Consider the following 26,063-nt stretch of genomic DNA (forward strand, 5'->3'; position numbering starts at 1 on the left):
ACACCGCTTCGAACTGTCCGATGGGTGAAGGGACTTCATGACCGAGGCCACATCCGATGCCACGACAGAGGCGTCGCCTGGGGCTGCCTCCCCGGAAGCAGACCTCCACGAGCCGACGGTTGGCAAGGCCGGCCGTGGGCGGCTCGTGACCACGCTGACCGTGCTCTCCGCGACGCTGGTCGTCTCCGTCCTTGCCGGGATCGCCCTCGGGCCGACCGTCGTGCCGCTCGGGGACGTCGTGCGGTTCCTGACCGCCGCCCTCACCGGGGGCAGCATCGGGGCCGATGACGTGACCGGCTACTCCATCGTCTGGCACGTGCGCACCCCACGGGTACTGCTCGCCGCCGTGGTCGGGGCGGGGCTCTCGGTCGTCGGCGTCGCCATCCAGGCGCTGGTGCGCAACGCCCTCGCGGACCCGTTCGTCCTCGGCATCTCATCCGGTGCCTCCGTCGGGGCCACCGCGGTCGTGGTGTTCGGGGTCTTCGCCAGTCTTGGCGTCTACGCGTTGTCCGCCGCCGCGTTCCTCGGCGCGCTCGGCGCCACCGTCCTCGTGTACCTGGCCGCGCGCGGGCCGCTCGGCCTGACGCCCTTGCGGCTTGTCCTCACGGGCGTCGCGCTTGCCTACGGGTTCCAGGCGCTGATGAGCGTGCTCGTCTTCCTCTCCCCGAACGGCCAGGCCGCGCGCACCGTGCTGTTCTGGCTGCTCGGCAGTCTCGGCTCGGCGTCCTGGGAATCGCTGCCGCTCGCGGCCGGTGCCGTACTGGTGACGGTCGTGGTGCTGCTGCGCCAGAGCCGCTCCCTCGACGTCCTCTCGCTGGGGGACGAGACCGCGGCCAGCCTGGGCGTGGACGCGGAGGCGCTGCGGCGCCGTCTCTTCCTCCTCACGGCGGCGGTCACCGGCCTGATCGTCGCGGTCAGCGGCGCGATCGGCTTCGTCGGGCTCGTCCTGCCGCACGTCGTGCGTATCCTCGTCGGCTCGACGCACCGCCGCGTCCTTGCCGTCGCTCCGCTCGCCGGGGCCTGCTTCCTGGTCTGGGTCGATCTCGTCGCCCGTACCGCCTTCGCCCCCGAGGAACTGCCGCTCGGGGTCATCACCGCGCTCATCGGCGTACCGGTGTTCGTCGTCCTGATGCGGCGCCGCGGCTATCTGTTCGGAGGGCGGTAGATGACCCTCGTACTGCGGGAGCTCTCGGTCGAGGCGGCTGGGCGTGCTCTGGTCGACCGGCTGAACATCGAGGTGGCGGCAGGGCGGATCGTCGGGCTCGTCGGCCCGAACGGCAGCGGCAAGTCCACCGCGCTGCGCTGCGTCTACCGGGCGCTGAAGCCGACGTCCGGAGCCGTACTCCTGGACGGTGCCGACCTGACAACGCTCAAGCTGCGCGACAGTGCCCGGTCGATCGCCGCGCTCACCCAGGAGAGCCACACCGAACTCGACTTCACGGTGGGGGAAGTCGTGGCTCTCGGCCGCGCCCCGCACGCACGCGGCAACCAGCCCCTCACCGCACGCGAACGCGCCCTGTGCCGAGAGGCGATGGACCGCCTCGACGTCACCCATCTCGCGGACCGCAGCGTGCTCACTCTCTCCGGCGGCGAGCGCCAGCGCGTGCTCGTGGCGCGCGCCCTCGTCCAGGAACCGCGCGTCCTGGTCCTCGACGAGCCGACCAACCACCTGGACATCCGCCACCAGGTGGAGCTCCTCTCCTTCCTGCGCGGATCGGGCCTCACCGTGCTCACGGCCCTGCACGACCTCAATCTGGCGGCCGCAGCGTGCGACAGCATCGCCGTCCTGAGCGCAGGTTCCCTGGTCGCCACGGGCAGCCCGGCGGAAGTCCTCAACCCTGAGCTGATCCGCAAGGTGTTCGGCGTCGACGCCACCGTCGTGCACCACCCCCGCACCGGGACGCCCCAACTCGTCTACGACCTCGCCCCCACCGGCTCCCCGGCACCCGCCGACGCCCTGTCAGAAGGACCCCACTCATGATCCGACCACCGCTGCCCCGCGCACTGGCAGCCGCCGTGCTGCTCACGACCGGGCTCCTGACCACCGGCTGCGGCGCCGAGGTCGAGCCGACGGCGAAGAGCAAGGCAGAGACGGTCACCGTCTCCAACTGCGGCATGGACGTCACGTACACCCGTCCCAAGCGTCCGGTGGCCTACGACGTCAGTGGCGCCGAGAAGATGTTCTCCCTCGGCCTCGCCGACCGGATGCGCGGCTACGTCATGAACAAGCTCGGCGATCCCTCCATCAAGGGCTCGCCCTGGCGCAAGGACTACGCCGACGTGGAGCGCCTCGGCAACGAGCGCATCACCCGCGAGATCGTGGCCGACGCCAAGGCCGACTTCGTCTTCGCCGGGTGGAACTCGGGCTTCAGCGAGGAGCGTGGCATCACGCCCGCCCTCCTGGAGAAGGTCGGGGCCGCCAGCTATCTGCACACCGAGACGTGCTGGGACTACGGCGACAAGAGCGTCGACGTCACGCCGCTCGAGGCGCTCTACACGGATCTGGACAACCTCGGCCGGATCTTCGGCGTGGAGAAGCGCGCCGAGAAGGTCGTGACCGACCTCAAGGAACGTGTCACCGCCCTGAAGAAGACCTGGCCCGCCAAGGGAGACCCCGCCAAGGTCTTCGTCTACGACTCCGGCACCGACCAGCCCTTCACCGCCGGGCGCCATGCCGCACCGAACGACATCATCAAGGCCGCAGGCGGCACGAACGTCTTCGACGGCCTGGACAAGGGCTGGACGACGGTGGGCTGGGAGCCCGTGATCAAGGCGAAGCCGGAGGTCATCGTCATCATCGACTACGCCGACCAGCCGGCCAAGGAGAAGATCGCCTACCTGAAGTCGCTCGACAGCCTGAAGTCGGTCCCGGCCGTGAAGGAGAGCCGCTTCTTCGTCATGTCGTACGGCGATGCCGTGAGCGGCCCGCGCAACGTCAAGGGCGCGGAGCGCCTGGGCGGCTACCTCCGGTCGGTGGGCCGATGACCCCCTTGCGCGCGGCAGCGGCCCCCGCCGCCCCCGCCGCTCCTGCCGCCCCCGCGGCCACCGTCCACGGGCACATCACCGACGCGATGAAAGCCCCCGACCTGCTGCGGCTCTCCGACAACATCGTCCTCGCGCGCTTCGAGACGATGAAGGTGTACGCGGCGCTCGGCGCCGTCCGCACCCTCCTCGAACGCGGCACCGTGCGGCCGGGCCAGACCCTCGTCGACAGCTCCAGCGGCATCTACGCGCTCGCCCTCGCCATGGCCTGCCACCGCTACGGGCTCGGCTGCCACATCGTGGCCTCCACCACCGTCGACGCCGCGATGCGGGCCCAGTTGGAGATCCTCGGCGCCACGGTGGACCAGATGCCACCCTCCGACAGCCTGCGGCTCGACCAGGAGAGGCGGGTGCGCCGCGTACGCCAACTGCTCGGCGAGCGCACCGATCTGCACTGGATGCGCCAGTACCACGACGGCGTCCACTACGCGGGCTACGAGGAGTTCGCGGACCTGGTCGACGCCGCGCTGCCCGACGCCCCGCTGACCGTGGTCGGCGCCGTCGGCACCGGCGCCTCCACCGGAGGGCTCGTCCAGCCGCTGCGCCAACGCGGGTGCGAGGTGCGGCTGTTGGGGCTGCAGCCGTTCGGCAGCGTCACGTTCGGCAGCGAGGACTTCAGTGATCCCGAGGCGATCATCGCCGGGATCGGCAGCTCGATCCCCTTCGACAACGTCCGCCACGATCTGTACGACACCCTCCACTGGGTGGACTTCCGGCACGCCATGGCGGGAGCCGTCGATCTGCTGCGCGCCCACGCGGTGTTCGCCGGTCTGTCCACCGGGGCGGCCCACCTCGTCGCGGGCTGGGAGGCGGCACGCAACCCGGACCGGATGCACCTGGTGATCGGCGCCGACACGGGACACCGCTACACCGAGCGGGTCTTCGCCCGCCATCAGGAGGCCCTCGACCCCCGCACCCTCAAGCCGCACCAGATCACGGACCTGACCGACCTCGCGCTGCCGTGGTCGGCGATGGAGTGGAACCGGCGCAGCTACGACGTACACACGAAGAAACACGAGACGCACCAGAAGCACCAGAGGTACGAGACACAGCAGAACCACGAGCAGCACCAGAAGCACGAGCAGCACGAGATGGAGGGGAAGGCATCGTGACCATCGCCGCCCTGGAAGCACTCACCTTCGGCCTCGGACGGCTTGTGGAGGCGGCCGACGCCGCCGGGCACCGGCTCTGCCTGCTCACCGGCAACCGAGCCGTCTACCGGCACGAACTGGACCGCATCGCACCGGGCGCGCTCGACATCGTGGACGTCGACACCCACGACGCGGCCGCGTCCGCCACGGCCTTGGCAGCGGTGCCCGGCCTGAAGGGGCTCATCAACTCGACCGACACCTGGAGCGTGCCGGGCGCGGACCTGGCCGCCCAGCTCGGCCTGCCGGGGCCCGACCCGGCCGCGGTCCGCCTCCTGCGGGACAAGTCCCGGGTGCGCAACCTCCTGCACGAACAGAACCTGAGCCGCGGCCCCGCCCTCACGATCCCGGCCGAGCCCGCGGCGGCCGACGAGGTGCTCCGGCAGATCGGCCTGCCGGTGGTCCTCAAGGACTCGGCGGGCACCTCCTCCCGTAACGTCTGGCTGGTCCGCGACGAGCGGCAACTGCACGCCGCTCTCCGCGAAGCTGCCGGGCGTCCCTTCTCCGGGGGGCTGTTCGCGGAGCCCTTCTTCGCCGGCCCCGTCTACAGCGCGGAGACGCTCAGCTGGGCGGGCGAGACGAAGCTCCTGGGCGTGCTCAGCCGCCAGATGTCTCCCGAGCCGTCCGTCCGCGAGGAGGCCGCGGCCTTCCCGGTGGCCCTGCCGGAACCTGACTTCGCCCTGATCGAGGAGTGGGTGGGGCGCGTCCTGGAGACGGCGGGACACGACGCGGGCTTCGCACACGTCGAGTTCGTCCTCACCGCCGAAGGACCGGAGCTCGTCGAGATCAACCGGCGCATCGGCGGCGCGCTCGTCGGCGAGGCACTGTGCCGCGCCCTGCGCACCAACGTGTACGACGCGATGGTCGCCGTGGCGCTCGGCCTGCGCCCCGCCCTGCTCGACGCACCGGCGGCCACGGGCCCCGCCACGGGATTCGTCCTCGTCTACCCCGACCGGCCGGGCACCCTCACCGGATGGACCGGCGTGGACGGCCTCTCCGCCTTCCCCGGCTCGCCCGAGTGGTACCCGACCGCGGCCCCCGGCGACCGCCTGGAGCACGTGAGCGATCAGCGCGGCTGCACCGGGATCGTCCTTGCCGAGGGCGCGACCGCCGAACTCGCCCTGCACCGTGCGCTGAGCGCGGCCGGGAGCATACGCTCGCTCGTCGCCGCCGACGCCCCGGAGTGACACTCCTTGGGAAGCCGCGCGGGCGCCTGCGAACCGGCCTCGCGCGGCTCACCGGGCCGCAACGCTTCCTCCTTGCCGGATCGTTCCTGATCCCGCTGGGCAGCTTCGCCGTCCTGCCCTTCATGTCGGTGCTCCTCCACGAGCGGCTCGGCATGGGGCTCGGCACGGTCGGCGTCGTGCTCGCCGTCGCCTCGCTGGTGCAGTTCTCGGGCGGCGTGGTGGGCGGCGCGGTCTCCGAGCGCATCGGCCTTCGACGCACGATGCTGCTCGCCCTGGTGATCCGCACGGCGGGCTTCGCCTGCTTCCTGCCGGGCCTGCGCCATCCGGCCGCCGCCGTCTTCGCCCTCTTCCTGGTGTCCGTCGGCGCCGCGCTCTATCTGCCCGCGAACAAGGCCTACTTGATACACGAGGCCGATGATGAGCAGCGCCCCCTGCTGTTGTCCACGAGCAGCTCGGCCCTGAACGCGGGCATCGCCTTGGGACCGCTGGCGGCGGCGCCCATCGTCCTCAGCGCATCGGCCGGACTCTTCACCGCGGTGACCGCGCTGTTCGCGGCGATCACCGCGGGCCATGCCCTGCTGCCCACGGAGGGCCCCGACGACGGGCAGACCACCGGGGCCGCCGGTCAGGGTCAACCTCCGCACCGGGGAAGGGTGTTCTCCGGGTTCGCAGTGCTGCCCTTCGCGACCACCGTGCTGAGCCTGTACGTCTTCATGTTCTTCCAGCACTACCTTGCGCTGTACGCGGTGCCCCGCACATCGACGACGTACTACGGCCTGGTCCTCGCGCTCTACGCCCTTCTGCTCGTCGTCGCGCAACCCCTCCTCTCGGACTGGATCGCGCGCCTGCCCTACGTCCGCGCCCTGTGGTTCGGCTTCGGCGCGATGGCCGCGGGGATGTCCACGCTCGCCATCGGCAACCGTGCCGCGATTCTGGCCGGAGCCCTGCTCGTCTGCCTCGGTGAGATCGTCCTCTTCTTCAAGAACGACCTCGAAGCCCTCGCCCGGTCGCCCCGCGCACCGGCGGTCGTGTTCGGCCACCAGCGGCTCGCGGCCGGCATCGGCGCCTTCGCCAGCGGCATCGCCGGAGGCGAGGGCTACCAGCTGGCCGAACGCACAGGCGGCGCCGGTCTGTTCTGGGCCGCGGTCGCCGTACAGTGCGCGTTGCTTCCGCTGCTCCTGAGGCGCTGGGCCACTGTCACAGGCCCAGGTCGCTGAGGCCGGGGTGGTCGTCGGGGCGGCGGCCGAGCGGCCAGTGGTACTTGCGGTCGGACTCCTGGATGGGCAGGTCGTTGATGCACGCGTGCCGGACACGCATCAGGCCGTCGTCGTCGAACTCCCAGTTCTCGTTGCCGTACGAGCGGTACCAGTGGCCGGAGTCGTCATGCCATTCGTAGGCGAAGCGCACCGCGATGCGGTTGCCGTCGTGCGCCCACAGTTCCTTGATGAGGCGGTAGTCGAGCTCCCGGGCCCACTTGCGCGAGAGGAAGGCGACGATGGCGTCGCGCCCCGTGACGAACTCCGCGCGGTTCCGCCAGCGGGAGTCCTCGCTGTAGGCGAGGGCCACCTTCTCGGGATCGCGGGAGTTCCAGCCGTCCTCGGCGAGGCGGACCTTCTCGGCTGCGGTTTCTTGGGTGAAGGGCGGGACTGGGGGTCGGGTGGTCATGGCTGGCTCCTCAAGTACGACAGCGGGGAGAACGGTCGTTCTCCGTTGAGGTCGACCACGATAGGAGAACGGTCGTTCTCGCGCAATGGTGCAACGGTGCCTGGCCCCGTAGTAGCCTGGGAGAACGTACGTTCTCACCCCTGTCGGGAGCTTTCATGGATCGCGCCGAAGCGGAAGTCAGACTGCTCGACGCCGCAGACGAGCTCTTCTACGAACGTGGCATCCAGGCCGTGGGCATGGACCAGGTGCGTGCGGCATCCGGCGTCTCGCTCAAGCGCCTCTACCAGGTCTTTCCCTCGAAGTCGGAGCTGGTCCGCGCCTGGCTCGAACGCCGGGACGGCCACTGGCGGGCACGACTCGCCGAGTACGCCGACGCACGTCCTGGAGGGACGGAGCGTGTCCTCGCGGTCTACGACTGGCTCTACGAGTGGTTCTCCGAGCCGGACTTCCGGGGCTGCGCCTTCATCAATTCCTTCGGCGAACTCGGTGCCGTGGACCAGGCGGTGGCCGACACCGTCCGGGCACACAAGAGCGCCTTCCACGACTACATGGCCGGACTTGTGGCCGCCGCGGGCGAATCGGGGCAGACTGTCGGCCCGTTGGTCCTGCTCGCGGAGGGGGCCATGACCGCGGCCGCCATTTCGGGCTCACCCGAACCGGCGCGCCAAGCCCGGCAGGGCGCGGCTCAGTTGCTGGCCGCGCGGTAACCGCCGGTCGCAGAACAGGAAGAAGGCTGATGGCGAAGACGTATCGCGTCGGGTTCGGCACGCGTCTGATCAACGGCGTGTTCCGGACGATGACCCGGTTCGGGATCGGAAAGGGCTACCGGTACATCCTGACCGTGCGCGGCAGGAAGTCGGGCCGCCTGTTCTCCACCCCGGTCGACGTGATGTCGGCCGGCGGCGAGCGCTGGGTCGTCGGCGCCTACGGGGTGAGCAACTGGGTACGCAACGCCCGCGCGGCCGGGCAGATCGACCTCAGCAGGGGCGGCAAGTCGCAGACCGTGCGCGTGGTCGAGCTCGGCCCCGAGGAGAGCGTCCCCGTTCTGCGCCAGTACTGGCGCGAAGTGCCCGTCACCCGCCCCTACTTCGACGTGACGGGCGACTCGACGGACGAGGAGTTCGCCGCCGAGTCGGTACGTCATCCGGTGTTCCGGCTGGTCTAGGTCAGCCGGTCTTCGCGCCGACATGCAGGGCCAGGGCGCTGCGGGCGGGCAGGGTGGTCTCAATCTTTCCGTCGTCCCCGACAGTGATCGTGTTGCCCTCGCAGTTGTCCGGGGATGCCTTGGCGACATTGCAGTACGTGCCGCCGGGCAGGGACGTCGCGAACGTCCGGGCCAGCTCGCCGTCGCCGTTGTTGAGAGCTACGAAGCCCTTGTCGCCGCGGCCGAAGGCGAGGGCGCTGCCGCCGTTGTCCCACCAGTCGGTCAGCTCGGCGGCGCCCACCTCGTTGCGGAACCCGACCAGGCCGGTGATCGCCTGCTGGGCGTGCGTGTTCGTCCAGCCGTCCGCGCCGCTCGGCGGGCCCGCGTCCTTCTCGGACCACTCGTAGCCGGAGTACACGTTCGGTGAGCCGTAGGGGGACGCGAGCATGAAGACGTTGGCCAGGGCGTAGGTCGCGCCGTCCTTGTAGGTGAGCGTCGAGCCATTGCGCTCTGTGTCCCAGTTGTCGACGAACGTACGCGCCGAGCCGCTGCCCAGTTTGCCGTCCGCGACCGACTTCAGCTGTGCGATGTTCCCGCCCTGGAAGGCGCTCTTGAGGTGCCCGCCGTAGCGGAACTCGTCGACGTCCCCGATGCCGGTGTACTCGTCGGGCTGGACGGCCTCGCCGCCCCCGTGGATCACCTCCGAGACCCAGAACCCGGGGTCGCCCATCTTGCCCTTGATGGCGGCGACGTCGTCGGCGGACATGTGCTTCGCGGCATCGATGCGGAAGCCGTCCACGCCCAGGGACCGCAGGTCGTCGAGGTAGGCGGCGATGGTGCCGCGCACCGCGTCGCTGCCCGTGTCCAGGTCCGCAAGGCCCACCAGTTCGCAGTTCTGGACGTTGTCACGGTTGGTGTAGTCGTTGATGCTCGTACGGCAGGTGTGGAAGTCCGCGTCCCGGAAGTGGCCGGGATACTCGTACTTGCCGTACCGCGTGCCCCCGGTGCCCGTCCCCGAGCCTGCCGCCATGTGATTGATGACGGCGTCCGCGATGACCTTGACGCCCGCCTGGTGGCAGGCGTCGACCATGCTCTTGAAGGCGGCACGGTCGCCGAGACGGCCCGCGATCTTGTAACTGACGGGCTGGTACGAGGTCCACCACTGCTCACCCTGTATGTGCTCGGTGGCGGGCGACACCTGGACGTAGCCGTAGCCGGACGGGCCGAGCTGCTCGGTGCAGGCCTTGCCCACGTCCGCGTACCGCCGCTCGAACATGGTGGCGGTGACCGTCTTCTCGCCGGGCGGCGTCGCCTGCGACTGCCAGGGTGCGAACGTCGCGAGTCCGGCCGCGGCCAGGACGCCGGCCGACGTGGTGGCAAGGAGGCGGGATCGGTGCTGCATGGTGCGGCTCCTTCGTGGGGGGATTTCGAGGGAGCCTGCCGCCCGCACATGTACGCGTCAAGGCTTTCTGCAAGAAATTTCAACAACTGGGAGATCGTGCGGGGGAGTTGCTGCAAGAAGTTGCGCAGATTCAGTTCTTACTCAGGGGTAGGATCGCCGCTTCCCTTGTTATACGGTCTGTCTAACAAGCGAGCCGCGGCGCGTTGCGGGACGGCGCCCCGGTCCGTTGCCTGAGCGAACAAGAGAACGTACGCATCAGAGTCAAGGAGCCGCAGCATGGCAAGCAGCACTGTTCGGCCGACCTCGCAGGACCGCCCCGAAGAGGACGACGTGGCCCGGCGGTTGCTCGACTCGGCCGCCGTGTCGGCCTACGACCCGGCCACCGAAGTGGACTGGGACACGCCGCTCGACCGGGACTTCCACGGCGCGAGCCCGGAATGGAGCTCCCTGTACGGCACGGCGTACTGGCAGGAGCTCACCGAAGCCCAGCGCAAGGAGCTCACGCGGCAGGAAGCCGCCTCGGTGGCCAGCACGGGCATCTGGTTCGAGATGATCCTCCAGCAAATGGTGCTGCGCGACGTGTACGCGAAGAACCCGGCCAGTGACGAGGTGCAGTGGGCGCTCACCGAGATCGCCGAGGAGTGCCGGCACTCGATCATGTTCGCCCGCGGCGCCCAGAAGCTGGGCGCGCCCGCCTACCGGCCGCACCGCTTCGCCGTCGAACTGGGCCGCGCGTTCAAGACGTTGGCCTTCGGCGAGGCGGCCTATGCCGCGATCCTGGTGGCCGAAGAGGTGCTCGACGTCATGCAGCGCGACTGGATGCGCGACGAGCGCGTCGTGCCCTTCGTCCGCACGATCAACAACATCCATGTCGTCGAGGAATCGCGGCACATGAAGTTCGCCCGCGACCAGACGACCAAGCGGATGGCCGGGACGGGCCGGGTCCGCCGCCAGCTCAACGCGTTCGTCATCGCCATCGCGTCGTACGTCATCGTCACGAGCATGGTGAACCGCAAGGTGTACGCGAACGCCGGGCTCGACGAGAAGCGTGCCATCGCCGAGGCGAAGGCCAACGAACACCACAAGTCCATGATGCGGTCCAGCTGTTCGGGCCTGATGGAGTTCCTGGCCTCCTCCCGGCTGCTCACCAAGCCGGCGCTGGCCTTCTACAAGCGCGCCAACCTCATCTGACCCAGCTTGAGCTGACCCAGCTTGACCTGAGCCAGCTTGATCTGCGCCGGCCTCCCTGAGCCGGCCTCACCTGACCCGAGCGAGTCGAGCCGACGACATGACCTCCTACGCCATCACCCAGACCTGCTGCAACGACGCCACCTGCGTCGCCGTGTGCCCGGTCAACTGCATCCACCCGACGCCGCAGGAAAGGGCGTTCGGCAGCACGGAGATGCTGCACATCGATCCGACGACCTGCATAGGCTGCGGCGCCTGCGCCGACGCCTGCCCGGTCGAGGCGATCTTCCCGGTGGACAGCCTGCCCCTCGCACAGCGGGAGTACGCGACGATCAACGCGGCCTACTACGCGGACCGGACGCCCGAACCCACCCCGGACGGGCCGAACTTCCACGCCTGGGACGAGCCGACCTTCCCGCGCGTCCTGCCGTCCGACTTCGCGCCGCTCAAGGTCGCCGTCGTCGGCACGGGACCGGCCGGGATGTACGCGGTCCAGGACCTGCTCCTGCACACCAGTGCCGAAGTCACGCTGATCGACCGGCTGCCCGTGACCGGCGGCCTCGTACGCTTCGGCGTGGCGCCGGATCACCCCGCCACCAAGAAGGTCGGCGACACGTTCGCACGGTTCCACACGCATCCGAGGGTGCGGATGCACCTCGGGCTCGACGTGGGTACCGACGTCACCGCGCAGGAGCTGGCCGCACACCACGACGCGGTCATCTACGCCGTGGGCGCCTCGGCCGACCGCACGCTGGCCGTGCCGGGCGAGGACCTGCCCGGAAGCATCTCCGCGAGGGCGTTCGTCGCCTGGTACAACGGCCACCCGGACGCGGCGCAGGACGCGGTCGACCTGTCCGCCGAGCGCGTGGTCGTCGTCGGCAACGGCAACGTCGCCCTCGACGTGGCCCGGATCCTGCTCGCCGACCCCGACAGCCTCGCCCGCACCGACATCGCCGACCACGCCCTCGCGTCGCTGCGTGCGGGCAAGGTGCGCGAGGTGGTCCTGCTCGGACGGCGGGGCCCCGAGGACGCCGCGTACACCAAGTCCGAACTGCTCGCCCTCCAGCATGTCCCGGGCCTGGTCATGGTCGTCGACGACCATGACCCCCGGACCGCGGAGGCCATCGACGAGGCCGGTCCGGCGACCGACCCGAAGGGCAAGGCGGCACTCCTGCGAGGCGTCACGCGCGACCGCGTCGACTGGGCGGAAGCACCCGCTCCGGGGCGGCGCATCGTGCTCCGCTTCCACTCGGCTCCGGTGGAGATGCTCGGCGAGGAAGCCGTCCAGGGCGTGCGCGTCGCGGAGGCGTCGGGGGAGCGGACGATACGGACGGACATGGTGCTGCGCGCGATCGGCTACCGCGGGGTGCCGGTCGCCGGACTGCCCTTCGACGAGAGCACCGGCACCGTCCCGCACGACGGCGGCCGGGTGACCGGAAGGACCGGCACCTACGTGGTGGGCTGGATCAAGCGGGGGCCCAGCGGCGGCATCGGCGCCAATCGCACCTGCGCCGCCGAGACCGTCACCACGCTCTTGGCCGACGCGGTCGCCGGCGCCCTGCCCGCCCCGCGGAGCACGCCGAAGGCCTTCCACCGGCTCGCCCGGCGCCGCAAGGGAAAGGGAGGCGCCGGGCTGAGCCGGTAGCGGCGGCTCACTCGGCGCGGGCCTCGGCCAGGGTGTGCGCGACCAGGGCGTTGGCATGGCCGTGGCCCAGGCCGTGCTCGGTCTTGAGCCAGCCGACGAGCTCCATGTGCTTGGTCAGCGGCGAGGAACGGATGAGGTCCTTCCACTCCGGGATCGGGCGCCCGTACTTCTTCTCGATCGAAGGGAAGTAGCTGGCAGGGCCCTTGGTGGCTTCGGTCATGGTGATGCCGTCCCGTCTTTCGGAGTGCTGTTGCCCATAAGACGGGCGGGAAGCGATCAAGTAATCGGCCGACCGAGGTGGCCTGGCTCACACACCCCTTCGCGTCCGTGCGAGTAGTCGCATGCCACTGGGGCGGATCCCGCCACGGCGCATCCGTGCGTACCTTCCACAAGAGCCCGTCGATGACCTGGCGGTGATCCCGCCACGACGCGGCCTGTCCGACGCCGCCGCCTGATCATTTTCAGGCGGCTCGGCTGACGTCCAGCCGTTCGGACGACGGCTGGTATCCAGCCGCCTTGTAGGTGGCGACGGCGGCAGTGTTCGAGCTCTCCGCGCTGACGAGTGCGCTTGACGCACCCATTTCACGCAGCGCCGCCGCAGCGGCGATGCTGATCGCCGTCCCGTAGCCGTGACCGCGATGGTCGGCGTGCACGCCCATCGGCTCCAGCAGACCGGGCTTGCCGGGCCCGGCCGACCAGACCGTCGCCGCGGCCACCGCGTTGTCCTGGTCGTCGTAGCCGATCAGACAGCGGGCGTCGGCATAGACCGGCCCGGCCGCGAGGACGTGCCAGACCTCCTCGGTGAACTTCTGGCCGCCGAACGCCGAGCGGTGCACTGCGGTCCGCACCCCCGCCGTCTCCGGACCGGCCACCTCGATGCGCAGGCCGGAGTCCTTCACCGGCTCGGCGAGGTCGCGGCGCAGCGGCGTCCACGGCTCGTCCAGAATCCAGCCCGCCTCCAAGAGGACCTCGCGGAGCAGGGCGCCGTTGGGGAGTTCCAGGCCGACCTTCCCGGGCGGCAGGACCCCGCGCTCCGGATCATCGAGGTCCACAAGGAGTTGGCGCGCCAGCTCACCGTCCTGTCGCAGATCCGGCGCGGTCGTCAGGCGCAGCACATCAGTTCCGTCCAGGAATCCGACGGCAACGATCCGCCCGTCCACGCTCCAGGTACGGACCTCCGCAGCCAGCTTCTCTGCACCCAGCGCCCAGGCCCAGCCGAGGTCTCCCGGATGGAGTTGCAGCGGCGTACGGTCGTCCTGCCATTCCCGGAGGGCACCCACGGCCCCGGTCAACCCGTCAACACCGGGCTCGTTCAAAACGATCGTCATGTCCCGCATCTCACACCGCCGCGGCGACCGGTCGCACCTGGTTTTGCTCAGCCGGTCAGATGGACAGGACGCGCCCTGGTCGCGTGCCACTAGTCGCACGCCACTAGGCGCATGCCACACCGGCATTGGGCATGTACGGATGCATGAAGAGCACCCTCAGCGCGCGCCGCAGTCGGGCACGCGGGATACGCCGAGCACGTCGGGCCGGAGCCTGGCTCCTGGTGGCAGCAGCCGCGGCGGGGCTGTGCGTGGGACTGCCCTGGCTGGTCTGGAAAGCGCCTTACGTCATGGACTCCCGGTACATCGACGAGGAGACGGTGGGTGAGGGCACCGGATCGGCTGCCCTGGTCACCGGTCTGCGTACCGCACTGGTGGCGTGCATCGCCGCCCTCGGCGCCGGAATCGCACTGCTCTACACGGCCCGCACCTATCGCCTCAACCACCGTGGGCAGGTCACTGACCGGTTCACGAAGGCCCTCGAGCGCCTGGGATCCGACAAGCTCTACGTCCGGATAGGCGGCATCCTCGCCCTGGAGCAGATCGTTCAGGACGCCCCCGAGCAAGCCACCGATGCCGCCCGCGTCCTCAGTCACTTCCTCCGGGACAGCGCCCCACGTACGCGCACGCCCCAGGCCTCGGCCGGCGATTCGAGCAGCGGGGAACCCGACCCCGCCGAGCCGCTCCCCGCCGAGCCGCTCCCCGACGAGCCCGCCGCGGACATCCAGGTCGCACTCACTGCCCTGACCCGCCCGGAGTCCCGCACCCACGTAGATCCGCGCGAGCCCCTCGACCTCCACGGACTTCACCTGGCCGGCGCCAACCTCCAAGGAGCCGATCTCACCGGCGCCGACCTCATCAGAACGACCCTCACCCGAGCCAACCTCCAGGGGGCGACGTTCACCGACGCCCAGATGTTCAAGGCGGCACTCACCAAGGCGTACTTGGGGGGAGCGACGCTCAGCAACGCCAACTTGCGCGAGGCGGCTCTCACTTGGGCCAATCTGACCGACGCGACGCTTACCGGCGCGAACCTGACCGAGGCGACGCTCACCAACGCCAAGATGAGGCGCGCCACACTCACCGGTGCCGTCCTGGTCAGAGCGACACTCACCCGGACCTTCATGGCGGGGACGACGCTCACGCACACAGACCTGCGCGACGCCACACTCAACGGGGCCGACCTGAGAGACGCGACGCTCGAGGGGGCCAACCTGAAGGGAGCGGACCTCACCGACGCCCGTGAGCTGTTCAAGGAGCAGATCGACGCCGCCAGAGTCGACTCACGGACGATCCTGCCCTCACACCTGTTCGCCGGGCCTCCTCCACCCCCGACCCGATCGAACGGTGCCGACTAGTCCGGAGTCCCAGCGTCCACGCGTCCCCGCGCCCAGCGAACGAATGGCGGGCCCGGGCGGCCGGGCTTAGCCTTGGATCAGTGAACGCCTCCGTTCACTGCCTGCTTGACACGCACTGCCTGCCTGACACGCCAGCAATCCCATGACGGGCTCTCGGACGACACCCTCAGATCCTGCCGCCTCCCCGAAGCGGGGCAGCGGCAGCGGTATCGCACTCCTCGTCATCGCCTCGTGCCAGCTGATGGTGGTCCTCGACATCACCATCGTGAACATCGCTCTACCGCACATCCAGACCTCGCTCGGCTTCTCCACCGAGACCCTGTCCTGGGTGATCAACGCCTACACGCTGACCTTCGGCGGCCTGCTCCTGCTCGGCGGGCGCCTCGGCGACATCCTCGGACGCCGCAGGGTCTTCATGTTCGGCGTCCTTCTCTTCGTCTTCGCCTCGCTGCTCGGCGGACTCTCCCAGGAATCCTGGCAGTTGCTCGCGGCGCGCTCGCTACAGGGCGTCGGCGGCGCCATCGCCTCGCCCACCGCGCTCTCGCTGATCACCACGACCTTCCGCGAAGGACCCGAGCGGAACAGGGCGTTCGGCGTGTTCGCGGCTGTCTCGGCGGGCGGCAGCGCGATCGGACTGCTGGCGGGTGGACTGCTCGTGGAATGGCTCGACTGGCGCTGGGTCCTGTTCGTGAACATCCCCATCGGCCTGCTCATCGCCTTCGCGACGCCCCGCTACATCCGTGAGTCCGAGCGCCACCCGGGACACTTCGACATCCTCGGCGCGCTCACCTCCACCGCGGGCATGGTGCTGCTCGTCTACGGCTTCATCCGCGCCTCCGAGGACGGCTGGAGCGATAGCGTGACCATCGGGGCCTTCGCGGGGGCCGTTGTACTGCTCGGCCTGTTCCTCACCGTCGAGCGCCGGTCGAGGCAGCCCATCACGCCCCTGTGGATGTTCCGCGACCGCAATCGCGCCGGTGTCTACGGGATGATGCTGTGCCTGGCCGCCGCCATGTTCGGGATGTTCTTCTTCCTGACGCTGTTCGTGCAGAACATCCTGAACTTCAGCCCGCTGCGGGCCGGTCTCGCCTTCCTGCCGGTCAGCGCGATCATCGCGGTGGGCGCGGGACTCGCCTCCCAGCTGCTGCCCAAGTGGGGGCCCAAACCCTTCATGGTCGTGGGCGCCGTGCTGGCCGCCGCTGGGCTCGGCTGGCTGACGCTGACCGATGTCGACAGCACGTACATGGGAAGCCTCCTCGGGCCCATGCTGGTCTTCGGCTTCGGCATGGGCATGCAGTTCGTGTCGCTGACCCTGATGGCGGTGTCGGGTGTGGAGTCGCAGGACGCCGGAGCGGCTTCCGGCATCCTCAACGCCACCCAGCAGGTGGGCGGTTCGCTCGGCCTGTCCGTCCTTGTCACCGTCTTCGGCACGGCGAGCCGCAACGAGGCCACGGACCAGGTCCCCCGCTTCATGGCGGAGGCGACCCGGGCCGAGCAGCTGGAGTTCCGCAGGACGGGAGAGCTGCCGGGGCGCTGGGGCGATGAGGTCCTCGCCTCGGGCATCTCGGGCTCTTTCATCGCCGCTGCCGTCTTCGCCGTCGTCGCCGCGCTGATCGCCCTGGTGGTCATCCAGGTGCGGTCCGCCGACCTGGAGCGCCTCCAGGGCGGCGGCGTTCCGGTCGCGCCGGCCGTGGACACGCCGGACACGCCGGGTGCGGCAGACCCTTCCCCCGGCGACGGCACTTCTCCCCGCAAGGGACCTCCCGCGCCCGGCTGAAGCCCCGCGGCCCGAGCCCGCGCGGCGCCCCGCCGGCGTATGGCCTGATTCCCTTGGTGTGCACGCCAGTTGACAGCGGGCAGACGTAGTATGACCAGCCGATCAGGAGCGGGGGCTGTGGGGGCGGCGCGGGGCAAGGACCCATGGAGACGGGCTTGGACACGGACACCGACTACCGCTTACTGGGCCCGGTCGAGGCGTGGCGCGCGGGCCGCCGGCTGAGCCTCGGCGGACCCAAGCCCCGGGCCCTGCTCGCGGCGCTGCTCCTGGAGCCTGGGCGCGTGGTGTCCGTCGACGCGCTGATCGACGCCATCTGGGGCGAGAGGCCGCCGGACACGGCGCGTTCCCTGATCCAGTCGTACGTTTCCGCGCTGCGTCGCGCGCTGTCCGCCGACGCCATCGAGACCCGGCCGCCCGGCTATCTGATCCACGCGGACGCCACCCTCGTCGACCGCGTCGAGTTCGAGCGCCTCGCCGTACAGGGCAGGCAGGCCGCCGCCGAAGGGGATCATGTCGCGGCCGCCCGGCTGCTGGGGGACGCCCTCGCGCTGTGGCGCGGCCCCGCGCTCGGCGGCATCGGCGAGACGCTGCGGGCCATGGCCGACCAGCTGGAGGAGGCGCGGCAGGCGGCCCTGGAGGAGCGGATCGCCGCGGAGCTGGTTCAGACAGGCCGCGAGACGGAACTGGTGGCCGAACTCACCGCGTTGGTCGCCACGCACCCCACCCGGGAGCGGCTGCGCGGCCAACTGATGCTCGCCCTCTACCGGTTGGGACGCCAGGCCGACGCGCTCGCGATCTACGCGGAGGGCCGCGCCGTACTCGCGGAGGAGCTCGGTATCGATCCCGGCCCCGACCTCACACGGATGTACGAGGCGATCCTGCGGGCCGACGAAGAGCTGCTGCCCACCGCGGCGGACACCCCCGGCCCCGGCTCAAGGGAGGCCGCCGCCGTCCCGGTGGCGGCCCTCCTGCCGCCCACCATCGGTGACTTCACCGGCCGGGACGCGCAGCTCGCCGATGTGCGGGACGCACTGTCGGGCCCCCACGAGGCCATGCCGGTCGTCGTGCTCTCCGGGCCCGGCGGCGTCGGCAAGTCCACGCTGGGCATCCGGGCGGCGCACCAGGTCGCCGACGCGTACCCGGACGGGCAGCTGTACGCCGAGCTGCGGGGCGCCACCGATCCCGTGGCGCCCGGTGAAGTCCTCGGACGCCTCCTTTACGCCCTGGGGGCGGATCCGCCCGACGGGGACGCCGAGCGGCGCGACCTCTTCCGCAGCCTGGTCTCCGGGCGCCGCGTCCTGCTCGTGCTCGACGACGCGGCCAGCGAGTCCCAGGTGCGCCCGCTGCTTCCCGGCAGCGCCACCTGCGGCGTGCTCATCACCGCGCGGGCCCGCCTCGGCGCCCTGCCCTGCACCCACCGCACCGATCTCGACGTGCTCGACACGGAGCCGGGGACCGAGCTGCTCGGCCGCGTCGCGGGGGAGCGGCGTGTCAGGGAGGAGCCGGACGCTGCCCGGCGCATCGTCGAACTGTGCGGCGGGCTCCCGCTCGCCATCCGGATCGCGGGCGCCCGCCTCGCCACCCGGCGGCACTGGACCGCGCGCATGCTCGCCGACCGGCTCGCCGACGAACACCACCGCCTGGACGAACTCGCCGTCGGCGACCTGGAGGTGCGCGCGGGTCTCGGCATGAGCTACCGGGCCCTGGACGCCCCCGCCCGCACCGCCCTGCGCCGCCTCGGTCTGCTCGCCGCGCCCGATGTCGCCGCGTGGGTGGTGACCGCCTTGCTCGACGTGCCGGAGGCCGACGCGGACCGTGTCGTGGAACAGCTCATCGACGCCCAGCTCCTGCACTGCACCGGCGTCGACCGCGCGGGCCAGCCCCGCTACCGGCCCCACGACCTGGTCCGCGTGTACGCCGCCGAACGCGCCGACGCCGAGGACCCGCCCGCCGAACGGGCCGCCGCCGTCGGCCGCGCACTGGGCGCCTGGCTCTGGCTCACCGGCCTCGCCGCGTCCGCCACACCCTCGGGCGCCGTCGAACTGCACCGCGGGCTCCTGGACTCCACCAGCCCGAACGGATCCCCGGCCGGGTCCCTGCGGCAACTCGTCCGCCCGGTCGGACCGGAAGCCACCCAAAGGGCACTCGCCGACCCGGCCGCCTGGTTCGAGGCCGAGGCCGACGCGATCGCCGCCGCCGTCGAGCGCGCGGCCGCCCTCGATCTGCACACCCTCTCCTGCGAAGCCGCCGCGGCCCTGTGTTCCTCCGCGTACACCGTCGGGAACCGCTTCGAAGCCTGGTGGCGCACGCACGACGCGGCCCTGGCCGCCGCCCGCCGCGCCGAGGACAGGGCGGGGGAGGCCCTGTTGCTCATCGGTCTCGGCCAACTCCGCTACGAACAGGACCGGTTCCCCGAATCGCAGGGCTACTTCAAGCAGGCCGCCGCGCTCTGCGCCGAACTCGGAGACATACGCGGACAGGCCGCCGCCTTCGCCGGGCTCGGCAGCGCCCTGCGCGAAGCGGGGCAGCTGCGCGCGGCGCAGGAGACGCTGGTGCGCGCCGTCGACGGGTTCCGTGAACTCCACGACGACCCGGGCCTCGGCCTGTCCTGCCGCTACGCCGGATCCGTCCAGCTCGAACTCGGTGACTTCGCCGCATCCCGCGCGTTCCTCGACGAATCCCTGTGGGCCTACCGCAGGCTCGGCAGCCGCCGCGGCGAATCCCTCACGCTGCGCTCGCTCGGCCTGGTCCATCGCGCGCTCGGCGAGTACGAGGCGGCGGAGGAACTCTCCAGCCGTGCGGTGGACCTCCTGAGCACCCTGGGGGATCCGCTCATGCTCGCGTACGCGATGCAGGCGCGGGCCAAGTGCCGTATCAGGCTGGGGCGTTCGGCCGAAGCGGAGGCCGAGATCCGCCAGGTCCTCGACATCTGCCGGGGCCAACGCGACCGCTTCGGCGAGGCCTTGGGCCTGCGCACCCTCGGCGAGTGCGAACTCGCCACGGGCCGCCTCGACACCGCGGAACAGTACCTGACCACGGCCGCCGCGCTCTGGAACGACCTCGGGCTTCCCCTGCCCCGCGCCCGCACCCTGCGCGATCTCGCGGCGGCGCGCGAGGCCGCGGGGGACAGGGCGGCGGCAGGTGCGCTGCGCGCCGAGGCACGCGAGGTCTTCACGGCGTACGAAGCGCGCGAACGGAACGAGCCGGGGCTCTGAGGGCGCTTCAAGGGGCGGCCTGTAATCCGCTTGTCCCGGACTTGCAGAGAATTTACAGCGGGCTGCGTCACTCTGTGGTTGTCGGCGGGTGAACACGCCGACGCCATCGGGGGATCGCAGGAAACAACGGGGGACTCAGCGGAATTCAACGGGGGAAGCACGGGGGAAGGCCACTGATGCCTCGTACGGCCCACACCACCGACACCGTCGGTCGTGTGGGCCGCTCGTCGCGTAGAGCCCCTGCCAGGGCACGGAGGGGACTTCGGGGGCGGGCGGCAGCCCGTCCCCGGAGCTGTGCCCGCCGCCGTCGCCACGAAGGGGCAATCATGTCGTCGATCATCCTCATGAACGATCCCAGAGTCGTCGGCATCCCGGTCCACGACTGCGGCGAAGCCCTCGTGGACCTGCGCCAACTGCCCTTCGTGGACGTGGACGACCGCCTCGCCGACGCGGCCGGTGCCTACGCCCAGCTCCGCGAGGGCGTGGCCTGGCGCCTGGCCCGCGCCGCCCGGCTGCTGCCCGAGGGCCTGCGCCTCCTGGTCACCGAGGGGTACCGGCCGCTGGCCCTGCAGATCCAGTACTTCGAGGAGTACGCCGCCGAGCTGAGGAAGGCCAACCCCGACTGGTCGGACGCCTACCTCCATCAGCAGACGAGCCGCTCCCTCTCACCGCCGGAGGTGGGCCCGCACGTCGCCGGCGCCGCCGTCGACCTCACCCTGCGGAGCGCGTCCGGCACCGAACTCGACCTCGGCACCCCGGTGAACGCCAGCCCGGAGGAGAGCGACGGCGCCTGCTACATGGACAGCGCCCTGATCTCCCCGGCCGCCCGCCGCAACCGCCGCACCCTCACCGCGGCCCTCGCCACGGCGGGCCTGGTCAACTACCCCACGGAGTGGTGGCACTGGTCCTACGGCGACCGCTACTGGGCCCTCACGACCGAGGCACCCGCCGCGCGGTACGGTCCCGCGACGCTCGACGGCTAGCCCGTCAGTTGTGCGGGACGATGACGACCGGGCACCTGGCCTGGTGGATCGCCGCGTGCGCGGTCTCGCCGAGATGCGGCCCGGTGGGTACGAGGCGGCCGATGACCAGCAGGCAGGCGGTCGAGGTCACCTCGACCAGGTGATGGCCGGCCGCGTCGTGCACGAGCTTCTGGTCAACGTGCGTTCCGGGAAACTTCCGTCGCCATGAGCCGAGTTCGGAGGCCATCAGGCGCTCTTTGTCGGGCATGGGGTCGATGGCCTCCGAATCCTCGGTCAAGGGGGCGGTCCACACGTGCACGACATGGAGAGGCGCCTTGCGGGAGGCCGCGGCGTCGAAGGCGTACTCCAGCAGCTCGTCGCCGCGACGATCGAGGTCGAGTCCGAGCACGACCGGGCGGTCCGCCGCGTCCCGGTGCTTGTCCTCGGGGTCCTCCGCCGTCCGTACCAGAGCGACGGGGCACGAGGCGCGGGTGGCTACGGCCAGCGCGGCCGAGCCGACCATGACATTGCTGAGTCTGCCGGCGCCGTGCGCTCCGATGACGACCAGAGCGGAGGAGGAGGCCGCCGCCAGCAACGCCCCTGCCGGTGAACCGCTCACCTGCTCGTCGAGGATCTCCAACTCGGGGTAAAGGGACAAGAGTTGCTGGACGGAGCGCTCGAGTGCGCCGGTCTGCAGACGGGCCGCGGCGTCGCTCCCCTGGAACCGGCCGCGTTCCCCGGGCGGCTCACTGGCATGGATCAGACGCAGGGGCAGGTCACGGCGCATGGCCTCGCCCGCGGCCCAGTCGGCGGCGGCCAGGCTGCCGGGTGAGCCGTCGACGCCGGCGGTAATGGGCTGTTGTGTGGGCATGGTGATCCGCACCTCCGCGGTGCCGGTGGGGCCTCATAAGTGGGCCAGACCGGTCGGCGGCCTGCGTCCGGAGCGACGAGTGCCCCGGGCATCGCCGTTCTACCTTTCTGGGGGCCGCCCCGTGGAGGTTTGCTGGTCAGTCCGCCTCTGGAGCGGCCGAGCGCCGGGCCCCCGTCGAGCGTGGAGAGCGGGCCGTTGGGGCGCCGTTCCGTTTCACACCCCCAGGATGCGGGAGAGCCCGTAGTCGAAGCGCTCGTCGAAGGAGGTGTCCTCGAAGTACGCGGCGGCTCGGGACAGTGAGGGGTATTCGCCCGTGTCCAGCCGTCGTGCGAATGCAGGACCCATCGCGTCAGGAAGCGCCTGTTCCTCCTGAGCCAGCCCCAGGGTGAAGTAGACAAGGCTCCAGCCGGTCCAGACCGCCTCGCGTTCCGCGAGACCGCCGGCCAGCAGCGCCTCGGTCATCAGGTCGGCGAAGCGGAGCGTGGCGGGTTCGGCGGCGTACGTACCGGCCACGATCCTGGCCCCGTCCCGGTGGGCCAGCAGGGCGCGGCGGTAGCGGTGGAGCAGTTCGCGGACCCGTGGTTCCCAGGGCTCGGGCAGTCCGTCCACCGGTGCCCCGGCCACGATCGCGTCCGCCATCAACTCCGACAGCCGCGCCTTGGTCTTCGCATGCCAGAGCACGGTGTTCATCCGGACGCCGAGCCGGTCCGCGATGCCGCGGATCGAGAGCCCGTCCGCGCCTTTCTCCTCCAGCAGTTCCAGGGCCGCTCGCACCACCGTCGCGGGGTCGAGCCGAGTCCGGGCGAGATTCTCCGCTTGCTTCTTGGTCACCGACCTAGTCTACTGGGCGCACCCCGTCTTGGTCAGTGACCAAGAAATTCTTGAGGAGCTGTCATGGAGCATGAGCACGTAGTCATCGCAGGAGGCGGCCCCACCGGGCTGTGGCTGGCCGCCGAACTGCGGCTGGGCGGGACACCCGTCACCGTTCTGGAGACTCGCCGCGAGCGGAATCCCCACTCCAAGGCCCTCACCATCCATCCGCGCACACTGGAGGCCCTGGCCACCCGGGGCGTGCTGGAGCCCTTCCTCGCGGAGGGGCGGCGCATCCCCAGCGGCCACTTCGGCGGGCTCGACGACAGGATGGACTTCGGGGTCCTCGACACCCCCTACCCCTTCACACTCGCCCTGCCGCAGGCCCGCACCGAGGAGCTACTGGAGGAGAACGCGAATGCGGTCGGAGCCACAATCCGGCGCGGGCACCAAGTGACCGGACTTACCCAGGACGAAGACGGGGTGAGCGTTGAGGCAACCGGCCCTGACGGCCCGTACGCGCTGCGCGCCGACTACCTCGTCGGCTGCGACGGCACCCGAAGCACCGTGCGCGAGGCGGCGGGCATCGACTTCCCCGGCAACGACGCCACCACCTGGGGCTTCCTGGGCGACGTCGTCCTGGACAATCCGCCGCAGGAAGCGGTGCCGGCCATGTCAGGCCCGACCGGCGGCGTCATGATCGTCCCGCTGCCGGGCGGCATCCACCGGATCGTCGGCGGTGACCCGGAAAGTACAGGTGCCGGCCACCCCGGCGAACTCACCCTCGACGGGCTGCGCGCCAAGGTGACCCGGATCGCCGGCACCGACTTCGGCATGCGTGACCCGCGCTGGCTCTCCCGGTTCGGCAACGCCACCCGCCAGGCCGCCGAGTACCGCAAGGGCCGCGTCCTCCTCGCGGGCGACGCGGCGCACATGCACTACCCGGCCGGAGGCGTGGGCCTCAACGTCGGCATCCAGGACGCCACGAACCTCGGCTGGAAACTGGCCGCCACAGTGGCAGGCACCGCCCCCGCCGGGCTCCTGGACAGCTACCACTCCGAACGCCACCCGGTCGGCGCCGACCTGCTGCGCAGCACCCGCGCCCAGACGGCCCTGATGAACGCCTACTCGGCGGAGGGCCAGGACCTGCGCGCACTCCTGAGCCAACTCATCGCCACCGTCCCCGAGTTCTCTCGAAGCCTGGCCGAACGACTCTCCGCACTGGCCGTCACCTACCCGGCCCCCGCACACCACCACTCCCTGACCGGTCACCGCGCACCCAACCTCGAACTCTCCAACAGCACAGACCTCTTCACACTGCTCCGGACCGGCCGCCACGTCCTGCTGCACTTCACCGGCACCCCGGCACCGCCCTCCACTCCCCACATCGTCACGCACACGGCACACCGGCCCGACCCACGCCCCGCCTGGTCCACCGTGCGTGCCGCGCTCATCCGCCCCGACGGCCATGTCGCCTGGGCGAGCGAACAGCCCGACGCCGACGTTCTGCGGGCCGAGGCGCACGCGGCGGTATCCGCGACTCACCCCTGACCGGGGCGCCGTCGATGTCCACGGCCCCCCTAGCACGGGCGGGGTGAGGTGACAACGGGTCGGACACCAGCGGCAGTTGGTGACGTTGTGGCTCCCCGCGCCATTCTGGCCCCGCTCCGGCGACTCCTACGGTTGCCTGCACCCCAGTGTCCCGGCTCGCAGCGGGCCGTCCCGGACCGCGGCAGGTGTGGACGGGCTCTGGGGTCGCGTGATCCGCCCCGGAGACCGCGCCACCCTCCGTCGGGAGCCGCCATGCCGTCGTACGAGAGACCTTTGAGTCAGGTGCCCGAAGAGCCGCCTTCCCGCGGTGCGAGGAGGTGGCGCCGCGTTTTCGGGCGGCTGACCGCCGTCGTGGGCCTTGTCGTGGCCGGAGCGGTGTTCTCGCCGCCGCCCTCGGCACAGGCGGCCGTCGCCCTGGAGAAGGTCGGCAACTTCGGTGCCAATCCCGGCAGTCTGAACATGTACGTGTACCGGCCGACGACCCTGGCGGCGAACCCCGCCGTGGTGGTGGCCATGCACGGCTGCACCCAGAGCGCGCAGATCTACGCCGACAACGCGGGCCTGGTGAAATTCGCCGACCGGCACGGATTCCTGCTCGTCTTCCCCGAGCAGACGTCCGCCAACAACAGCAGCAAGTGCTTCAACTGGTTCCAGCCGGGCGACACGCGACGCGGGCAGGGCGAGGCGGCCTCGATCCGCCAGATGGTCACGCATGCCGCTTCCGCGTACGGCAGCGACACGGAGCGGGTGTACACCACCGGTCTGTCGGCCGGTGGCGCCATGACGTCGGTGATGCTCGCGACCTACCCGGACGTGTTCAAGGCGGGCGCCGTGGTCGCGGGCCTCCCGTACGACTGTGCCGACGACGTGCTGTCCGCGTACAGCTGCATGAGCCCCGGCGTCGACCGCACCCCCTCGGCGTGGGCGCAAGGCGTCCGTGACGCCTACCCCGGCCATACGGGTCCCTGGCCGAGGGTGGCGATCTGGCACGGCGACAACGACCCCACCGTCGCCAAGAAGAACGCCGATGAGCTGCGTGACCAGTGGACCGCCGTGCACGGCCTTGACCAGAGCCCGGACCGTACTTCCACGATCGGCCCCAACTCGACCCGCAGGGAGCAGTACCTCGGGACGGACGGCGCCGTCGCCGTGGAAGTCGACCGGGTCCCCTCCATCGGCCACGGCACCCCGGTCGACCCAGGGACGGGCGCGGAGCAGTGCGGCGCGACCGGCACGGCGCACTTCATCGACTCCATCTGCTCCAGCCACTGGATCACCGGCTTCTTCGGCCTGGACGGCTCCGCCCCCGACCCCGTTGGTCTGCCGGCGCCGAGCGGCCTGGCGGCGACCGGCGCGACCGACACCTCCGTCACCCTGAACTGGAACAGCGTCACCGACGCCGCGTCCTATGCCGTCTACAGGGACGGCGCCCGAGTCGCCACCCCGACCGGCCCTCCGTTCACGGACACCGGCCTCAGCCCCGGCGGCAGTCACACGTACAGCGTGGCCGCCCGCGGCCCGGACGGCGCGGAAGGGGCGCGGTCGTCCCAGGTGACGGCTTCCACCACGGGCTCCGCCGCCAAGTGCTGGAAAGCGAACAACTACCAGCAGGTCCAAGCCGGACGGGCTTCCACCAGCGGCGGCTACGCCTACGCCAAGGGCTCGAACCAGAACATGGGCCTCTACAACACCGCTGTCACGCACACCCTCAAGGAGTCGCCCACCGGCTACTACGTCATCGCCGACGGCGCCTGCCCCTGATCGACCCCGCTC

22 protein-coding genes are annotated in these 26,063 nt (G+C 70.9%); 16 read left to right on the forward strand and 6 right to left on the reverse strand.

Translation table 11 applies throughout. The features are described 5' to 3' along the window. Positions 1–37 precede the first annotated feature (37 nt). From ACWGI2_RS33675 to ACWGI2_RS33700, 6 genes are read left to right on the forward strand one after another with little or no spacing between them, the layout of a single operon-like run. The gene (locus tag ACWGI2_RS33675) at positions 38–1,165 is read left to right on the forward strand and encodes a FecCD family ABC transporter permease (RefSeq protein WP_453699577.1); all 1,128 of its coding nucleotides are present in this window, start codon (positions 38–40) and stop codon (positions 1,163–1,165) included. Then, positions 1,166–1,981 (forward strand): ABC transporter ATP-binding protein, encoded by an 816-nt coding sequence (locus ACWGI2_RS33680; RefSeq protein ID WP_453699578.1) that lies wholly within the window; start codon positions 1,166–1,168, stop codon positions 1,979–1,981. It abuts the gene before it with no gap. After that, complete coding sequence (locus ACWGI2_RS33685; RefSeq protein WP_453699580.1) at positions 1,978–2,985, forward strand: ABC transporter substrate-binding protein; 1,008 nt, start codon at positions 1,978–1,980, stop codon at positions 2,983–2,985. The genes ACWGI2_RS33680 and ACWGI2_RS33685 overlap by 4 nt, the downstream gene beginning before the upstream one ends. After that, on the forward strand, positions 2,982–4,154 hold the full coding sequence (locus tag ACWGI2_RS33690) for a pyridoxal-phosphate dependent enzyme (protein WP_453699581.1): 1,173 nt from the start codon (positions 2,982–2,984) through the stop codon (positions 4,152–4,154). Before ACWGI2_RS33685 ends, ACWGI2_RS33690 begins: the two co-directional genes overlap by 4 nt. Beyond that, entirely contained in the window at positions 4,151–5,377 is a 1,227-nt protein-coding gene (locus tag ACWGI2_RS33695) for an ATP-grasp domain-containing protein (RefSeq protein WP_453699582.1), read from the forward strand. Before ACWGI2_RS33690 ends, ACWGI2_RS33695 begins: the two co-directional genes overlap by 4 nt. Then, positions 5,374–6,594, forward strand: a complete 1,221-nt coding sequence (locus tag ACWGI2_RS33700; RefSeq protein WP_453699584.1) for an MFS transporter — start codon at positions 5,374–5,376, stop codon at positions 6,592–6,594. Before ACWGI2_RS33695 ends, ACWGI2_RS33700 begins: the two co-directional genes overlap by 4 nt. On the opposite strand, the gene ACWGI2_RS33705 is transcribed toward ACWGI2_RS33700, so the two are convergent. Next, complete coding sequence (locus ACWGI2_RS33705; protein WP_453699585.1) at positions 6,575–7,042, reverse strand: nuclear transport factor 2 family protein; 468 nt, start codon at positions 7,040–7,042, stop codon at positions 6,575–6,577. The two genes, ACWGI2_RS33700 and ACWGI2_RS33705, sit on opposite strands and share 20 nt — an antisense overlap. A 155-nt stretch (positions 7,043–7,197) precedes the next feature. On the opposite strand from ACWGI2_RS33705, the gene ACWGI2_RS33710 reads away from it, so the two are divergent. Further along, positions 7,198–7,749 carry a TetR/AcrR family transcriptional regulator gene (locus ACWGI2_RS33710; protein ID WP_453398491.1) on the forward strand — a complete coding sequence of 184 codons (552 nt, stop codon included), beginning with the start codon at positions 7,198–7,200 and terminating at the stop codon, positions 7,747–7,749. A 29-nt stretch (positions 7,750–7,778) separates the two neighbouring features. Beyond that, a complete protein-coding gene (locus tag ACWGI2_RS33715) occupies positions 7,779–8,207 on the forward strand; it encodes a nitroreductase/quinone reductase family protein (protein WP_453398490.1) in 429 nt (142 codons plus the stop codon). A 1-nt stretch (position 8,208) separates the two neighbouring features. Here ACWGI2_RS33715 and ACWGI2_RS33720 read toward each other — a convergent pair whose 3' ends face one another. Continuing rightward, positions 8,209–9,588 (reverse strand): alpha-amylase, encoded by a 1,380-nt coding sequence (locus ACWGI2_RS33720; RefSeq protein WP_453699587.1) that lies wholly within the window; start codon positions 9,586–9,588, stop codon positions 8,209–8,211. Positions 9,589–9,864: 276 nt separating this feature from the next. Here ACWGI2_RS33720 and ACWGI2_RS33725 point away from each other — a divergent pair, with 276 nt between their 5' ends. Both ACWGI2_RS33725 and ACWGI2_RS33730 read left to right on the forward strand, forming a co-directional pair. Further along, entirely contained in the window at positions 9,865–10,779 is a 915-nt protein-coding gene (locus ACWGI2_RS33725) for an AurF N-oxygenase family protein (protein ID WP_160502701.1), read from the forward strand. A gap of 97 nt (positions 10,780–10,876) precedes the next feature. Continuing rightward, on the forward strand, positions 10,877–12,421 hold the full coding sequence (locus ACWGI2_RS33730; protein ID WP_453699589.1) for an FAD-dependent oxidoreductase: 1,545 nt from the start codon (positions 10,877–10,879) through the stop codon (positions 12,419–12,421). A gap of 7 nt (positions 12,422–12,428) precedes the next feature. Here ACWGI2_RS33730 and ACWGI2_RS33735 read toward each other — a convergent pair whose 3' ends face one another. Both ACWGI2_RS33735 and ACWGI2_RS33740 read right to left on the reverse strand, forming a co-directional pair. Next, positions 12,429–12,641: a DUF4287 domain-containing protein gene (locus tag ACWGI2_RS33735; protein WP_453699590.1), complete on the reverse strand. Its 213-nt coding sequence runs from the start codon at positions 12,639–12,641 to the stop codon at positions 12,429–12,431. Between the two features lie 241 nt (positions 12,642–12,882). Further along, positions 12,883–13,749 carry a GNAT family N-acetyltransferase gene (locus ACWGI2_RS33740; protein ID WP_453699591.1) on the reverse strand — a complete coding sequence of 289 codons (867 nt, stop codon included), beginning with the start codon at positions 13,747–13,749 and terminating at the stop codon, positions 12,883–12,885. 221 nt (positions 13,750–13,970) lie between these two features. Between ACWGI2_RS33740 and ACWGI2_RS33745 the strand changes: the two genes are divergently transcribed. From ACWGI2_RS33745 to ACWGI2_RS33760, 4 genes are all read left to right on the forward strand, one after another. Further along, the gene (locus tag ACWGI2_RS33745; RefSeq protein WP_453699593.1) at positions 13,971–15,104 is read left to right on the forward strand and encodes a pentapeptide repeat-containing protein; all 1,134 of its coding nucleotides are present in this window, start codon (positions 13,971–13,973) and stop codon (positions 15,102–15,104) included. A gap of 142 nt (positions 15,105–15,246) precedes the next feature. Continuing rightward, positions 15,247–16,881, forward strand: coding sequence for an MFS transporter (locus ACWGI2_RS33750; RefSeq protein ID WP_453699594.1), 1,635 nt, complete (start codon positions 15,247–15,249; stop codon positions 16,879–16,881). A 155-nt stretch (positions 16,882–17,036) separates the two neighbouring features. Continuing rightward, a complete protein-coding gene (locus ACWGI2_RS33755; protein WP_453699596.1) occupies positions 17,037–20,096 on the forward strand; it encodes a BTAD domain-containing putative transcriptional regulator in 3,060 nt (1,019 codons plus the stop codon). A gap of 326 nt (positions 20,097–20,422) precedes the next feature. Continuing rightward, a complete protein-coding gene (locus ACWGI2_RS33760) occupies positions 20,423–21,079 on the forward strand; it encodes a M15 family metallopeptidase (RefSeq protein ID WP_453398481.1) in 657 nt (218 codons plus the stop codon). A 4-nt stretch (positions 21,080–21,083) separates the two neighbouring features. Here ACWGI2_RS33760 and ACWGI2_RS33765 read toward each other — a convergent pair whose 3' ends face one another. Then, positions 21,084–21,929, reverse strand: a complete 846-nt coding sequence (locus ACWGI2_RS33765) for a universal stress protein (RefSeq protein WP_453699598.1) — start codon at positions 21,927–21,929, stop codon at positions 21,084–21,086. Positions 21,930–22,142: 213 nt separating this feature from the next. After that, the gene (locus ACWGI2_RS33770; RefSeq protein ID WP_453398479.1) at positions 22,143–22,760 is read right to left on the reverse strand and encodes a TetR/AcrR family transcriptional regulator C-terminal domain-containing protein; all 618 of its coding nucleotides are present in this window, start codon (positions 22,758–22,760) and stop codon (positions 22,143–22,145) included. Positions 22,761–22,823: 63 nt separating this feature from the next. Between ACWGI2_RS33770 and ACWGI2_RS33775 the strand changes: the two genes are divergently transcribed. Continuing rightward, positions 22,824–24,290, forward strand: a complete 1,467-nt coding sequence (locus ACWGI2_RS33775) for an FAD-dependent monooxygenase (RefSeq protein WP_453699600.1) — start codon at positions 22,824–22,826, stop codon at positions 24,288–24,290. Positions 24,291–24,542: 252 nt separating this feature from the next. Beyond that, positions 24,543–26,051 (forward strand): extracellular catalytic domain type 1 short-chain-length polyhydroxyalkanoate depolymerase, encoded by a 1,509-nt coding sequence (locus ACWGI2_RS33780; RefSeq protein ID WP_453699601.1) that lies wholly within the window; start codon positions 24,543–24,545, stop codon positions 26,049–26,051. Positions 26,052–26,063 lie beyond the last annotated feature (12 nt).

Source organism: Streptomyces sp. NPDC054866 (assembly GCF_053610745.1).

Excerpts from the sequence above, each read along its gene's own strand:
- ACWGI2_RS33710 (WP_453398491.1), top strand. The coding sequence starts at position 7,198 with ATGGATCGCGCCGAAGCGGAAGTCAGACTGCTCGACGCCGCAGACGAG.
- ACWGI2_RS33730 (WP_453699589.1), top strand. The coding sequence starts at position 10,877 with ATGACCTCCTACGCCATCACCCAGACCTGCTGCAACGACGCCACCTGC.
- ACWGI2_RS33690 (WP_453699581.1), top strand. The coding sequence starts at position 2,982 with ATGACCCCCTTGCGCGCGGCAGCGGCCCCCGCCGCCCCCGCCGCTCCT.
- ACWGI2_RS33760 (WP_453398481.1), top strand. The coding sequence starts at position 20,423 with ATGTCGTCGATCATCCTCATGAACGATCCCAGAGTCGTCGGCATCCCG.
- ACWGI2_RS33765 (WP_453699598.1), bottom strand. The coding sequence starts at position 21,929 with ATGCCCACACAACAGCCCATTACCGCCGGCGTCGACGGCTCACCCGGC.
- ACWGI2_RS33720 (WP_453699587.1), bottom strand. The coding sequence starts at position 9,588 with ATGCAGCACCGATCCCGCCTCCTTGCCACCACGTCGGCCGGCGTCCTG.
- ACWGI2_RS33780 (WP_453699601.1), top strand. The coding sequence starts at position 24,543 with ATGCCGTCGTACGAGAGACCTTTGAGTCAGGTGCCCGAAGAGCCGCCT.
- ACWGI2_RS33680 (WP_453699578.1), top strand. The coding sequence starts at position 1,166 with ATGACCCTCGTACTGCGGGAGCTCTCGGTCGAGGCGGCTGGGCGTGCT.
- ACWGI2_RS33725 (WP_160502701.1), top strand. The coding sequence starts at position 9,865 with ATGGCAAGCAGCACTGTTCGGCCGACCTCGCAGGACCGCCCCGAAGAG.
- ACWGI2_RS33775 (WP_453699600.1), top strand. The coding sequence starts at position 22,824 with ATGGAGCATGAGCACGTAGTCATCGCAGGAGGCGGCCCCACCGGGCTG.
- ACWGI2_RS33675 (WP_453699577.1), top strand. The coding sequence starts at position 38 with ATGACCGAGGCCACATCCGATGCCACGACAGAGGCGTCGCCTGGGGCT.
- ACWGI2_RS33715 (WP_453398490.1), top strand. The coding sequence starts at position 7,779 with ATGGCGAAGACGTATCGCGTCGGGTTCGGCACGCGTCTGATCAACGGC.
- ACWGI2_RS33705 (WP_453699585.1), bottom strand. The coding sequence starts at position 7,042 with ATGACCACCCGACCCCCAGTCCCGCCCTTCACCCAAGAAACCGCAGCC.
- ACWGI2_RS33750 (WP_453699594.1), top strand. The coding sequence starts at position 15,247 with ATGACGGGCTCTCGGACGACACCCTCAGATCCTGCCGCCTCCCCGAAG.
- ACWGI2_RS33735 (WP_453699590.1), bottom strand. The coding sequence starts at position 12,641 with ATGACCGAAGCCACCAAGGGCCCTGCCAGCTACTTCCCTTCGATCGAG.
- ACWGI2_RS33740 (WP_453699591.1), bottom strand. The coding sequence starts at position 13,749 with ATGACGATCGTTTTGAACGAGCCCGGTGTTGACGGGTTGACCGGGGCC.
- ACWGI2_RS33685 (WP_453699580.1), top strand. The coding sequence starts at position 1,978 with ATGATCCGACCACCGCTGCCCCGCGCACTGGCAGCCGCCGTGCTGCTC.